This is a genomic window from Mycobacterium colombiense (genome assembly GCF_001953985.1).
In the GTDB taxonomy this organism is placed as follows: domain Bacteria; phylum Actinomycetota; class Actinomycetes; order Mycobacteriales; family Mycobacteriaceae; genus Mycobacterium; species Mycobacterium colombiense_B.
This window is the reverse complement of record NZ_MBEI01000051.1, coordinates 335788-351279: the sequence shown is the minus strand read 5'-3', so window position 1 is coordinate 351279 and position 15492 is coordinate 335788. Positions and strand designations below refer to the sequence as shown.

The window sequence follows — 15492 nt, the reverse complement described above, 5'->3', positions numbered from 1 at the left end:
GTCGAGCGGGTCGGGATCGACGACTCCTTCTTCCACCTCGGCGGCGACTCACTCTCCGCGATGCGCCTCATCACCGCCGTCAACGCCGAACTGGACGCAGGCCTTACCGTCCGATCGCTGTTCGAGGCGCCCACCGTCGCCCAGCTGGCGACCCGCGTGGAGGCCGGCACCGGTCGCGCGGACCGGTTGGTGGCCGCGGAGCGGCCGGCGCTGCTGCCGTTGTCGTTCGCCCAATCTCGCCTATGGTTCATCGATCAATTCCAGGGTCCGTCGCCGGTGTACAACATGGCGGTCGCCCTGAAGTTGAACGGGCCGGTCGATACCGACGCGATGGGCGCCGCCCTGGGCGACGTGGTGGCCCGCCACGAAAGCCTGCGCACCCTGTTCGTCGCGCCCGAAGGCACACCGCAGCAAGTGGTCGTCCCGCCCGACAGCATCGACCTCGGCTGGCGGCTCGTCGACGCCACCCGGTGGCCGGCGTCGTGGCTGGCCGAGGCAATCCAGGAGGCGGCGCGCTACACGTTCGACATTGCGAACGAAATCCCGTTGCGGGCCTGGCTTTTCCAGACGGGCGACGACGAGCACGTCTTGGTGGCGGTGGTGCACCACATCGCCGCGGACGGGTGGTCGCTGACGCCGCTGGTGCGCGACCTGGGGGCGGCCTATGCCGGCAGGTCGTCGGGGCGGGCACCGGACTGGGCGCCGCTGCCGGTGCAGTACGTGGACTACACACTGTGGCAGCGGGCCCAATTCGGCGACCTCGAGGATCCGGCCAGCCCGATCGCCGAGCAGCTCGCCTACTGGGAACAGGCCCTCGCCGGGCTGCCCGAACATGTTGAGCTGCCCACGGATCGGCCATACCCGTTGGTGGCCGATTACCGCGGCTCCAGCGTGGAAGTGCAGTGGCCGGCCGAACTTCAGGAACAGGTCGCGCGCCTGGCGCGGGCACACAACGCGACCAGTTTCATGGTCGTCCAGGCCGCCCTGACTGCGCTGCTGTCCACATTGAGCGCGAGTTCCGATGTGGCGGTGGGCTTTCCGATCGCGGGGCGGCGCGACCCGGCCCTGGACGATGTGGTCGGGTTCTTCGTCAACACCCTGGTGCTGCGAGTCGATCTGAGCGGCGATCCCAGCATCGCGGAGCTGCTGGCCCGGGTACGGCAGCGCAGCCTGGCCGCCTACGAACACCAGGACGTGCCCTTCGAGGTGCTCGTCGAACGGCTCAACCCCACGCGCAACCTGGCACACCACCCGCTGGTTCAGGTGATGGTGGCCTGGCAGAACAACGATCCCGTCGACCTGAGCCTTGGCGACGTGCAGGTCACGCCGCTGCCCCTGGAGACACAGGTTGCCCGGATGGATCTGGTCTGGTCGCTGGCCGAACGCTGGGACGACGTCGGCCGGCCCGCCGGCATCGCCGGAACGGTGGAATTCCGCACCGACGTCTTCGATGCGGCCAGCATCGAGACACTTGTCGCACGACTGCGGCAGGTGCTGTCGGCCATGGCCGCCGACCCCGCCCGGCCGCTGTCGTCGATCGACGTCCTCGACGAGGCGGAACACAGCCGCCTCGATGAGATCGGCAACCGCGCCGTCTTGACCCGGCCGTCGACCGGGCCGGTGTCGATACCCGCACTGTTCGCCGAACAGGTCGCTCGCGCACCGGGGGCGGTCGCGATCACTTCCGGGCGACGGTCGTGGACCTACCACGAGGTCGATGAATCGGCGAACCAGTTGGCGCACTTGCTCGTTGGTGAGGGCGCGGCCCCGGGCCAACGGGTGGCGGTGGCGATCCCGCGGTCGGCCCAAGCGATCGTCGCGATCCTGGCGGTGCTCAAGACCGGCGCGGCCTACGTGCCGATCGACCCGGCCCTACCGTCGGCCCGCATCGAATTCATGCTCACCGACGCCGCCCCGATCGCGACGATCAGCACCACCGAACTCCGCGCGACCCTGGGTATTTCCGGTCCGGTCATCGATATCGACCACCCCGGCGTGCGCACCCAACCGACGACCGGGCTGCCGGCGCCGGCGGCGGACAACATCGCGTACGTCATCTACACCTCGGGGACCACGGGCACCCCCAAGGGGGTCGCCGTCACCCACCACAACGTCACCCAACTGCTGCGGTCGGCGGACGCGGAAGTGGACCTCGGGCGGGTCTGGAGCCAGTGCCACTCGCTGGCGTTCGACTTCTCGGTCTGGGAAGTCTTCGGCTCGCTGTTGCGGGGCGGACGGCTCGTCGTCGTTCCCGACCAGGTGGTCCGATCGCCAGAAGACCTGCACGCCTTGCTGCTTGCCGAACAGGTCGACGTCTTGAGCCAGACCCCGTCGGCCGTGGCGGCGCTGCCGCCCGACGGCCTGGACTCGGTGGCGCTGATCGTCGGCGGTGAACCGTGCCCGCTCGAGGTGACGGATCGGTGGGCACCCGGACGCGTGATGGTCAACCAATACGGTCCGACCGAGACCACCATGTATGCGGCCATGACCGTGCCGCTCACCGCGGGTCTCGATTCGGTGCCCATCGGCTCGCCGGTACCGGGCGCCGCGCTGTTCGTGCTGGATCACTGGCTGCGCCCGGTGCCGCCCGGCGTGGTGGGGGAGCTGTACATCGCGGGGCGCGGCGTCGCCGCCGGTTATCCGGGCCGGGCCGGCCTGACGGCATCGCGGTTCGTCGCCTGCCCGTTCGGCGGGTCCGGTGCGCGCATGTACCGCACGGGGGACCTGGTGCGCTGGGGTGCGGATGCGCAGCTGGACTATCTCGGGCGCGCCGACGAACAGGTCAAGATCCGCGGCTATCGCATCGAGCTGGGCGAAATACACTCCGTGCTCACCGAATTGGAGGGCATCGAGCAGGCCGCGGTGATCGCCCGCGAAGACCACCCGGCCGCCGTCCGGCTGGTGGGGTATGTCACCGGAACGGCCGACCCGTCCGAAGTGCGGTCGCAGCTCGCCGAGCGGTTGCCGCCCTACATGGTGCCGGCCGCGGTCGTGACGCTCGATGAGATGCCGCTGACGGTCAACGGCAAGCTCGACACCCGCGCGCTGCCCGCCCCGGACTACGGTGGCAACGAGTACCGGGCCCCGGCCGACGCGATCGAGGAGGTCCTGGCCGGCATCTATGCCCAAGTCCTCGGGCTGGAGCGGGTCGGCATCGACGATTCATTCTTCGATCTGGGCGGGGACAGCATCCTGTCGATGCAGGTGGTGGCCCGCGCCCGCGCCGCGGGTGTAATGTGCCGGCCGCGCGATGTTTTCGTCGAGCAGACGGTGGCCCGGCTGGCCCGGGTCGTCACGCTGGCCACCGCCGAAGACGACGTGGCCGACGACGGGATCGGGCCGGTGGTGGCCACCCCCATCATGCGCTGGTTGCACGACATGGACGGTCCGATCGAGCAGTTCAACCAGACCATGGTGCTGGCGGCTCCGGTGGGGGTGGGCCAGGCCGACGTGCAGGTCGTGCTGCAGGCATTGCTGGATCGCCATCCCATGCTACGGCTCTGCGTCGACGACGACGGTGCCGGCGGATGGTCGCTCGAGGTTCCCGAGGCGGGCGCGGTGGACGCCCGCGCCTGGATGCGGACCGTCGACGTGCTCTCCGATGCGGCGTTGAAGCAGGCCCGGTCGCGGCTGAACCCGGGCGCCGGGGTGATGGTGAGCGCGGTATGGGCCAGTGCGACAAATGAATTGGCGCTGGTCATTCACCACCTGGCCGTCGATGCCGTGTCGTGGCGGACCTTGATCGAGGACATCAACATCGTCTGGGCGCAGCGCCACAGCGGCCAGCCCATCGGCCTGCCCACGGGTGGGACGTCGTTCGCGCGGTGGTCGTCGCTGCTGGCCGAGCATGCGCAGAGCCCGGCGGTGCTCGACCAGGAAGATGCGTGGCGGCGGATTGCGCAGACCCCGGCGCTGTTGCCGGGGGTCCAGCCCGAGGACACCTACGAGACGGCCGGGCAGCTGTCGGCGTCGCTGGACGTCGAGACGACGCGGCAGCTGCTGGGGGAGGTACCCGCGGCGTTTCACGCTGGGGTGCAGGACATCCTGTTGATCGCCTTTGGGATGGCCTTCACCGAATTCCTGGGGACGACGGCGCCCATCGGCATTGACATCGAGGGTCACGGGCGCGAGGAGCTGGGCCCGCACGTCGATTTGTCGCGCACGGTCGGCTGGTTCACCGCCAAGCACCCGGTGGCCCTGGAGGTCGGGGCGCTGGACTGGGGACGCGTGGTGGCCGGTGAGACCGCGCTGGGTGCGGTGATCAAGGATGCCAAGGAGCAATTGCGTGCCCTTCCGGACGGCCTGAGCTATGGGCTGCTGCGCTACCTGAATCCCCAACTCGGGCTGGGCGGTTCGGATCCGGTCATCGGGTTCAACTATCTTGGCCGGCTTGGTGGCGGGGTCGCGGAGTTGTCCGACGACGTGTGGCGGCTGAGCCGGAACAGTCCGTCGCTCAGCGCCGCGGCCGCAGCGCTGGGGCTGCCGTTGCCGCACACGGTGGAGCTCAACGCCGGCACCATGGACACCGAGGACGGCCCGCACTTGCAGGCGAATTGGGCGTGGGCGTCCTCGGCGCTAACCCACGACCAGGTAACGCGGTTGAGCGAGTTGTGGTTTGAGGCGCTGGCGGGAATCTGCGCCCATGTGCGCCGCGGCGGCGGTGGCCTGACCCCGTCCGACATCACCCCCGCCCGCCTGAGCCAGCAGCAGATCGACGAACTCGAACGGCGATACGATGTCGCCGACATCTTGCCGCTGACCCCGCTGCAGCAGGGACTACTGTTCCATGCCACGGCCACCCAGGGCGACGCCGACGTGTACGCGGTCCAGCTGACCATCACGTTGCGCGGCGCCCTCGATTCGCGCCGACTGCACCGAGCGGTGCACACCGTCATCGCCCGCCACCCCAACCTGGCGGCCCGGTTTGATTCCGAATTCGGCGACCCCGCGCAGATCTTCCCCGCTGCCCCGGACCTCGCCTACCAGTGCGTCGAGATCCGCGACGGCGACATCGAGGAGCGGGTGCAGCGGCTCTGCGTCGCCGAGCGCGTCGCGGCGCGAAACCTCAACGACGAACCGCCCTTCCGGGCCGCGCTGATCCGCACCCCGGACGACGAATACCGGTTCGTGCTCACCGTCCACCACATCGTGATGGACGGCTGGTCGCTCCCGGTCCTGCTGCAGGAAATCTTCGCCTGCTACTACGGGTCGCGGTTGCCCGCGGTTGCGCCCTACCGGAGCTTTATCACCTGGCTGGCCGACCGTGACGTACCCGCCGCACGCCTGGCGTGGCGTGACGCGCTCGACGGGTTCGACACCCCGACCCTGGTGGCACCGGCGGGCCGCATCGAGTTCGGGCCGCGCGGCGTGGCCGCGCTGCACCTGTCCGCGGAAAACACCCGTGCGCTAGGCCAACTCGCGCGTTCCTGCCGCACCACCCTCAACACCGTCCTGCAGGGCGCGTGGGCGCAGCTGCTGATGTGGCAGACCGGCCAACGCGACGTCGCCTTCGGCACCGCCGTCTCGGGCCGGCCGGCCGATCTGCCCGACGCGGAATCCATGGTGGGTCTGCTGATCAACACCGTGCCGGTGCGCGCCCGCGTTACCGCGACGACCACCGTCGCCGAATTGCTGGACCAGTTGCAGCGTGCCCACAACGACACCCTCGAACACCAGCACCTGGCGCTCAACGAGATTCACCGCATCACCGGCCACGACCAGCTATTCGACAGCCTGCTGGTGTACGAGAACTATCCCGTCAACGCCGCAACGCTATCGGGCGCCAATGACCTGACCGCCACGGCATTCACCAGCCACGAATACAACCACTACCCGCTGTCGCTGCAGGCCGTGCCGGGCGACGAACTAAGCCTGCGTGTCGAATTCGATACCGACGTGTTCGACCCGCCCGACATCGACAGGCTGACCGCGCGGCTGCGACGGCTCCTGGTGGCCATGGCCGCCGACGCGGCCCGGCCATTGGCGGCGCTGGACACGCTCGACATCTTGGAGCATCTCGAGCTGGCGCGGTGGGGGAATCGGGCGGCACTGGCCGAGCGGGCAAGCGCACCGGCATCACTCCCGGAGCTGTTCGCCGCACAGGTGGTCCGCGTCCCCGATGCGGTCGCGTTGACCGTCGACGGCCGCTCGATGACGTATCGCGAACTCGACGAGGCGTCGAACCGCCTGGCGCACCTACTGCTCGACCATGACATCGGCGCGGGAGACGTGGTGGCGCTGCTGTTTTCCCGGTCTTGCGAGGCGATCGTGGCCATGCTGGCGGTCTTGAAGTCCGGGGCGGCATACCTGCCGATCGACCCGGCGCTGCCGGCGTCCCGCATCGGCCTCATGGTCGATGACGCCGCACCCTCCGTCGCGCTCAGCACGACAGCCCTGCGGTCGCGGCTGGCCGGGTTCGGCCTGCCGGTCATCGACGTCGACGACACCGCCGCACCCGACCATCCCGGCACCGCGCTGCCGGCGCCCGCGCCCGAGAACATCGCCTACGTGATCTACACGTCGGGCACCACCGGCGTCCCCAAAGGCGTTGCCGTCACCCACCGCAACGTCGCCCGACTACTGGAATCACTGCACGCGCCGCTGCCCGGTGCGGGCGTGTGGTCACAATGTCATTCGTATGGCTTCGACGTCTCGATCCAGGAGATCTGGGGCGCCCTGGCCGGCGGCGGCCGGCTGGTCATCGTTCCCGAGTCGGTGACCCGCTCACCGGATGAGCTGCGCGCCTTGCTGATCGCCGAGCAGGTCAGCGTGCTCAGCCACACCCCGTCGGCGCTGGCGGCGCTGTCACCGCACAACCTCGACACCGCGCTGATCATCGGCGGCGAACCCTGCCCGGCCGCCCTCGCCGACCAGTGGGCCCCACGACGGGTGATGATCAACGCCTACGGCCCGACCGAAACCACCGTGGACGCGGTGCTCAGTGCGCCGCTGGCCGCGGGCGCGGGAGCGCCACCGCTCGGCTCGCCGGTATCCGGGACGGCCCTGTTCGTGATGGACGGCTGGCTGCGGCCGGTGCCGGCCGGCGTGATCGGCGAGCTGTATGTGGCCGGGGCCGGCGTGGCCGTCGGTTATCTGCGCCGGGCGGGCCTGACCGCGTCCCGGTTTGTGGCCTGCCCGTTCGGCGGCGACGGCGCGCGCATGTACCGGACCGGAGACCTGGTGCGTTGGTCCGCGGACGGCCAGCTGCATTACGTCGGGCGCGCCGACGAGCAGGTCAAGATCCGTGGCCATCGCATCGAGCTGGGTGAAATACGCAGCGCGTTCGCCGGATTGGACGGCGTGGGGCAGGCGGTTGTGATCGCCCGCGAGGACCGGCCGGGCGACAAGCGGCTCGTCGCGTACCTCACCGGGACCGCCGATGTGGCCACGGCCCGCGCCCGGCTCGCCGAGCGGCTGCCGGCCTACATGGTGCCGGCCGCGGTGGTTGGCATCGAGGCATTGCCGTTGACGCCCAACGGGAAACTGGATGCCCGCGCGCTCCCGGCGCCCGAATACACCGCCGGTGAGTATCGGGTCCCGTCCACCCCGACCGAGGAAATCCTGGCCGGTATCTACGCGCAAGTCCTCGGGGTCGAGCGGGTCGGCGCCGACGATTCGTTCTTCGATCTGGGCGGGGACTCGCTATCTGCGATGCGGGTGATCGCCACGATCAACACCACGCTCGACGCCCATGTCGGGGTGCGGACGTTGTTCGAGGCGCCCTCGGTTGGCCAGCTGGCGTCGCGCGTCGGTGCGGGCGGGGGCAGGCTCGACGGCGTGACGGCGCACGAGCGGCCCGCGGTGGTGCCGCTGTCGTTCGCCCAATCGCGGTTGTGGTTCATCGACCAGCTGCACGGCCCGTCCCCCGTGTACAACATGGCGGCGGCGTTGCGGCTGAGCGGACGCCTGGACGCCGCCGCCCTCGGGGCGGCGCTGCGAGACGTCGTGGCGCGCCACGAAAGCCTGCGCACGGTGTTCGCCGCCGTCGAGGGCATACCCCAGCAGGTGGTGTTGGCCCCCGAGCGGGCCGACGTCACATGGCTGGCCATCGACGCCACCGGCTGGTCGCCGGCCCGGCTGGAGGACGCCATCCGCGACACGGCGCGGCACACCTTCGACCTGGCAACCGAAATTCCCTTGCGCGCACAGCTTTTCCGCGTCGACGACGAGGAACACGTCCTGGTGGCGGTGGTGCACCACATCGCCGCCGACGGGGGGTCGCTGGGTCCGCTGGTGCGCGATTTGGCGGTTGCCTACGCCAGTCGCGCGGTCGGGGACGCCCCGGACTGGGCGCCGTTGCCGGTGCAGTATGTCGACTACACGCTATGGCAGCGAGGCCAATTCGGTGATCTGGAAGATCCGGACAGCCCGATCGCGGCGCAGCTGGCGTACTGGAAGCAGGAGCTAGCCGGGTTGCCCGAGCGCCTCGAGCTGCCCACCGATCGGCCGTATCCGTTGGTCGCGGACTACCGCGGGGCGAGTGTGGCCGTGGATTGGACCGCCGAGTTGCAGCAGCGGGTGCGCGCGGTGGCCAATGCGCACAACGCGACGAGCTTCATGGTGGTGCAGGCCGCGCTGGCGGTGTTGCTGGCCAAGATCTGCGCGAGTTCGGATGTGGCGGTGGGGTTCCCGATCGCCGGCCGGCGCGATTCGGCGCTGGACGACGTGGTGGGCTTCTTCGTCAACACCCTGGTGTTGCGCGTCGAAGTGGGCGGAGATCCTACTATCGCCGAAATCCTGGCCCAGGTTCGCAAACGCAGCCTGGCCGCCTACGAGCACCAGGACGTGCCGTTCGAGGCGCTGGTGGAGCGGCTCAATCCCGCCCGCAGCCTGGCGCATCACCCGCTGGTTCAGGTGATGCTGGCCTGGCAGAACACCGAGGCCACCGACCTGAGCCTCGGCGATGTGCGGGTGACCCCGCTGCCGGTCGACACCCGCACCGCCCGTACGGACCTGGCGTGGTCGCTGGCCGAGCGCTGGGCGCAGGACGGCACGCCGGCCGGGATCGGGGGAGCGGTGGAGTTCCGCACCGACGTCTTCGACACCGCCACCATCGAGACGCTGATCGGGCGTTTGCAGCGGGTGCTGGACGCCATGACCGCCGACCCCGCCCGGCGACTGTCGTCGATCGACGTGCTCGGCGCCGACGAGCGTGCGCGCCTCGATGCGATCGGCAACCGCGCGGCATTGTCCCAGCCCCGCGTCGAATCGCCGTCGATCCCCGCGTTGTTCGCCGACCAGGTGGCGCGCCGCCCGCAGGCGATGGCGCTGACGTCCGGCGGTCGGTCGATGACCTATCGGGAGCTCGACGAGACGTCAAACCGATTGGCGCAGCGGCTCATTGACAAGGGCGCTGAGCCCGGGCAGTGCGTGGCCGTGCTGATGGAGCGCTGCGCGCAGGCCGTCGTCGCGATCCTTGCGGTGCTCAAGACGGGGGCGGCCTACCTGCCGATCGACCCCGCGGTCCCGCAGCACCGGGTGGGGTTCATGCTCGCCGACGCCGAACCCATCGCCGCCATCACCACCCGTGGCCTGCGGCCGCGACTGGACGGGTTCGAGGTGGCGGTCATCGACCCCGACGACACCGCCGCACAAGCCCACCCCGCCGGCGCAGTGCCGGCGCCCGCGGCCGAGAACATCGCCTACGTCATCTACACCTCCGGCACCACCGGAACCCCGAAGGGCGTTGCGGTCACGCACCGCAACGTCACCGAGCTGCTGGACTCCCTGCACGGCCGACTCGCATCGACGACCGGGGTGTGGAGCCAGTGCCACTCGCTGGCCTTCGACTTCTCGGTGTGGGAGATCTTCGGCGCGCTGCTGGGCGGTGGGCGGCTGCTGGTCGTGCCCGACGACGTGGTGCGCTCGCCGGAAGACCTGCGCACCTTGCTGATTGACGAAGACGTCAGCGTCCTCAGCCAGACGCCGTCGGCGTTCTTTGCGCTGCAGAGCGCCGACGCCCCGCGCTCGGAACGCCAACTCAACCCGCACGCCGTGGTGTTCGGCGGCGAGGCGCTGGCTCCCCAGCGCCTGGGCAAATGGGTGCACGACCACCCGCGACACCCGCGACTGATCAACATGTACGGCATCACCGAGACGACGGTGCACGCCTCGTTCCGCGAGATCGTCGACGCCGACATCGATGGCCACGTCAGCCCCATCGGAAAACCGCTGGCGCATCTCGGGTTCTTCGTCCTGGACGCATGGTTGCGGCCGGTGCCCGCCGGCGTGATGGGCGAGCTGTATGTGGCCGGGGCCGGCGTAGCCGCCGGCTATCTGGGCCGGGCCGGTTTGACGGCGTCGCGGTTTGTGGCCTGCCCGTTCGGCGGCGACGGCGCGCGCATGTATCGGACCGGCGATGTGGTGCGCTGGGGCCAGGACGGGCAGCTGCAGTACGTCGGGCGCGCCGACGAGCAGGTCAAGATCCGTGGCCATCGCATCGAGCTCGGTGAAATCCAGAGCGCGATAGCCGAATTGGAGGGCGTCGCGCAGGCGGCGGTGATCGCCCGCGAGGACCGGCCGGGCGACAAGCGGCTCGTCGGCTATCTCACCGGTCCCGCCGATCCGGCCGCGGTGCGCGCCCAGCTGGCCGAACGGTTACCCGCCTACATGGTGCCGGCCGCGGTGGTGGCCATCGAGGCACTGCCGTTGACACCCAACGGCAAACTCGACACCCGCGCCCTGCCCGCGCCGGACTACCACGGCATCGATCAGTACAGCGCCCCGGTCACCGCCGTCGAGCAGACCATGGCCGACATCTACGCCCACGTGCTGGGCGTCGACCGCGTCGGGATCGATGACTCCTTCTTCGACCTCGGCGGCGACTCGCTGTCGGCGATGCGGCTGGTCGCCGAGGTCAACACCAATCTCGATGCCCACCTTGGTGTTCGGGCCCTGTTCGAAGCGCCCACCATCCGGCGCCTGGCGGCGCGCCTGGGCGCCGACGGGAGAGATCGCCTGCCGCTGGTGGCCGGTGAGCGGCCGGAAGTGGTGCCCCTGTCGTTCGCGCAGTCGCGGCTGTGGTTCATCGGTCAATTGCACGGACCGTCGCCGGTGCACAACATGGCGATCGCCCTGCGGCTGCACGGGCGTCTGGACGGCGAGGCCTTCGGCGCCGCGCTGGCCGATGTGGTGGCCCGGCACGAAAGCCTGCGCACCCTCTTCCCGGCGCGCGAGGGCATACCTCGGCAGCTGGTGGTCGAGGTCGACGACGCCGAATTCGGTTGGCAGATCACCGATGCGCGCGGGTGGTCGTCCGCCCGGCTGGGCAAGGCCATCGACACCGTGGTGGGCCACCGCTTCGACCTGGCCACCGAGCTTCCGTTGCGGGCACTGCTGTTCCGGCTCGACGATAACGAGTACCTGTTGGTGGCCGTGCTGCACCACATCGCCGCCGACGGCTGGTCGTTGACCCCGCTGGTGCGGGATCTGGGGGAGGCGTACGCCAGCCGGGTGGTCGGGGACGCCCCGGACTGGACGCCGCTGCCGGTGCAGTATGTCGACTACACGCTGTGGCAGCGCGCGCAATTCGGCGAACTGCAGGATCCGCACAGCCTGATCGCCGGACAGTTGCGCTACTGGGAACACACCCTGGCCGGAATGCCCGAGCGGCTGGAATTGCCCACCGATCGGCCGTATCCGTTGGTGGCCGATTTCGGCGGGGCGAGTGTGGCCGTGGATTGGACCGCCGAATTGCAGCAGCGGGTGCGCGCGGTGGCCAATGCGCACAACGCGACGAGCTTCATGGTGGTGCAGGCCGCGCTGGCGGTGTTGCTGGCCAAGATCTGCGCGAGTTCGGATGTGGCGGTGGGGTTCCCGATCGCCGGGCGGCGCGATCCGGCGCTGGACGACGTGGTGGGCTTCTTCGTCAACACCCTGGTGTTGCGGGTCGACCTTGCCGGTGATCCCACCATCGCCGAGGTGCTGGCTCACGTGCGCGCACGCAGCCTGGCCGCCTACGAGCACCAGGACGTGCCCTTCGAGGTCCTCGTGGAGCGGCTCAATCCCGCCCGCAGCCTGGCGCATCACCCGCTGGTTCAGGTCATGTTGGCCTGGCAGAACACCGACGCGGCCGACCTGAGCCTCGGCGACGTGCGGGTCACCCCGGTGCCGGTCGACACCCGCACCGCCCGAATGGATCTCGCGTGGTCGCTGGCCGAACGCTGGACCACCGACGGGCAGCCCGCCGGGATCGGCGGAGCGGTGGAGTTCCGCACCGACGTCTTCGACACCGCCACCATCGAAGCCCTGATCATCCGGCTGCATCGGGTGCTGACGGCCATCACCGCCGACCCCACCCAGCGGTTGTCGTCGGTCGATGTGCTCGGTGCCGACGAGCACGCGCGCCTCGATGCCGTCGGCAACCGGGCGGTGTTGACGCGCCCGTCGCACCGGCCCGCATCGATCCCGGAGGTGTTCGCCGGCCACGTCGCGCGCGACCCCGAAGCCGTGGCCATCCGCTACGGAGCGTGCTCGTGGACTTACCTGGAACTCGAGGAGCGCGCGAACCGGTTGGCGCACTTGCTCGTTGACCACGGCGCGGGGCCGGGGCGGTGCGTGGCGGTGCTGGTCGAACGCTCAGCCCGGGCGGTCGCCGCGATCCTGGCGGTGCTCAAGACGGGCGCCGCGTATGTGCCGATCGACCCGGCCCTGCCGGCGGCGCGGATCGAGTTCATGCTCACCGACGCCGCGCCGGCCGCGGTGCTCACCACCGCCGAGTTGCGTTCGCGGATAGTCGATTCCGGCCCGCTCGTCATCGACATCGACGATCCGGCGATCCAGGACCTGCCCACGACGGCGCTGCCGGCACCGGCACCGCACGACGTCGCTTACACGATCTACACCTCGGGCACCACCGGTGTTCCCAAGGGCGTGGCGGTCACCCACCACAACGCCACCCAACTGTTCGCCTCGCTGGGTGCTGCAGGTCTGCCGGCGGCGCCGGGCAAGGTGTGGAGCCAGTGCCACTCGCTGGCCTTCGACTTCTCGGTGTGGGAGATCTTCGGCGCGCTGCTGCACGGCGGACGGGTGCTGGTGGTGCCCGACGACGTGGTGCGCTCGCCGAAAGACCTGCACGCCTTGCTGGTTGCCGAGAACGTCGACATGCTGACCCAGACACCGTCCGAGGCGGGGTTGCTCGCCACCGACGGCCTGGACTCGACGGTGCTGGCCGTCGCCGGTGAAGCGTGCCCGACCGAACTCGTGGACCGCTGGGCCCCGGGACGGGTGATGGTCAACGTCTACGGGCCCACCGAGATCACCATCGTCGCGGCCGTCAGCGCGCCGCTGATCCCGGGGCCCGAGGTGCCGCCGATCGGTTCACCGCTGTCCGGCGCCGCGTTGTTCGTCCTCGACGCATGCCTGCAACCGGTGCCCGCGGGGGTGGTCGGCGAGTTGTATGTGGCCGGCGGCGGCGTGTCCACCGGCTACCTGGGTCGGCCCGGCCTGACCGCGTCGCGGTTCGTGGCGTGCCCGTTCGGCGGGACCGGTGCGCGCATGTATCGCACCGGGGACCTGGCGTGGTGGGGGACCGACGGGCAACTGCGCTACGTCGGGCGCGCCGACGAGCAGGTCAAGATCCGCGGGTACCGCATCGAACTCGGCGAGATCCAGGCCGCGCTGGCCGCGCTGGACGGCGTGGACCGGGCGCTGGTGATCGCGCGCGAGGACCGCCCCGGTGACAAGCGGCTGGTCGGATACATCACCGGAACGGCCAACCCCGCCGAGATCCGCACCCTGCTGGCCGAGCGGCTGCCCGCCTACATGGTGCCGGCCGCGGTGGTGGTGTTGCCCGCGCTGCCGTTGACGCCCGGCGGCAAACTCGACACCCGCTCGCTGCCGGCGCCCGACTACCAGGGCCCCGACGACTACCTCGCTCCGACCACCGCGGTCGAGGAGATCCTGGCCTGGCTCTACGCCCAGGTGCTGGGTCTCGAGCGGGTCGGGGTTCAGGAGTCGTTCTTCGATCTGGGCGGGGATTCGCTGTCGGCGATGCGCCTGGTCGCCGCGATCTACAACGCCCTGGACATCCACCTGCCGGTGCGCGCCGTCTTCGAGGCGCCGTCGGTGCGCAGCCTGAGCCAGCAGCTGAACGGCGATCATGGTGCGGCAGAAGGCCTTCGGGCCGACTTCGCATCCGTGCACGGCCGCGACGCGACCGAGGTGTACGCCAGCGATCTCACGCTGGACAAGTTCATCGACGCCCCGACGCTGTCCGGCGCGCCGGCGCTGCCGGGCGCGGGCACCCGGGTGCGCACGGTCCTGCTGACCGGGGCCACCGGCTTCCTCGGCCGGTACCTGGTGCTGCAGTGGCTCGAACGGCTGGAACTGGCCGACGGCAAGTTGATCTGCCTGGTGCGGGCCACCTCGGATGAGGATGCGCGGCGCCGTCTCGAAAAGACCTTCGACAGCGGCGATCCCGCGCTGCTGCGGTACTTCCACGAACTCGCCGACGACCATCTCGAGGTCATCGCCGGCGACAAGGGGCGGCCCGATCTCGGTGTCGACGAACAAACCTGGCAGCGGCTGGCCGCCACCGTCGATCTGATCGTGGACTGCGCGGCCGTGGTCAACGGCGTGCTGCCCTACAGCGAGCTGTTCGCCCCCAACGTGGCGGGCACCGCCGAGCTGATCCGGTTGGCGCTCACCACCAAACTCAAGCCGTACACCTACGTCTCGACGGCCAACGTCGGCGACCAGATCGACCCGTCGGCGTTCACCGAGGACGCCGACGTCCGGACCGCCGGCCCGATCCGGATCATCGACGGCAGCTACGCCAACGGGTACGGCAACAGCAAGTGGGCGGGCGAGGTGCTGCTGCGCGAGGCCAACGACCTGTGCGGGCTCCCGGTTTCGGTGTTTCGCTGCGACATGATCCTGGCCGACACCACCTATGCCGGCCAGCTGAACCTGTCGGACATGTTCACCCGGATGGTGCACAGCGTGGTGGCCAGCGGGGTCGCGCCGCGCTCGTTCTACGAGCTCGACGCGCACGGCAACCGGCAGCGCGCGCACTTCGATGCCCTGCCGGTCGAGTTCGTCGCCGCGGCGATCACCACGCTGGGCGCCCAGGTGCTCGACGGGTTCGAGACCTATCACGTGATGAACCCGCACGACGACGGCATCGGGCTCGACGAATACGTTGACTGGGTCATCGAGGCCGGTTACCCGGTGCAGCGCATCGACGACTTCACCGAGTGGCTGCAACGGATGGAGGCCGCCCTGCACGCGTTGCCGGAACGGCAGCGCCACCAGTCGGTGCTGCAGCTGCTGCAGTTGCGCAACGCCCAGCACGTGCCGCCCGCGGACCCGGCTCGCGGGTGCCTGGCGCCGACGGACCGATTCCGCGCCACCGTGCAGGAAGCCAAAATCGGCCCCGACAACGACATCCCGCAAATCAGCCCGGCGGTGATCGTCAAATACGTGACCGACCTGCAACTGCTCGGGCTGCTCGAGCCACCGACCTGACGTCAGACACGCGCCGGGCTAGCGTGG

At 70.0% G+C, this 15492-nt stretch carries 1 protein-coding gene; it reads left to right on the top strand.

Annotated features, from left to right (window positions below; genetic code table 11):
* Window positions 1-15465 (top strand): non-ribosomal peptide synthetase (locus A5732_RS14365; RefSeq protein ID WP_076102544.1); only part of this gene is annotated, 15465 nt, incomplete at its 5' end.
* Window positions 15466-15492 lie beyond the last annotated feature (27 nt).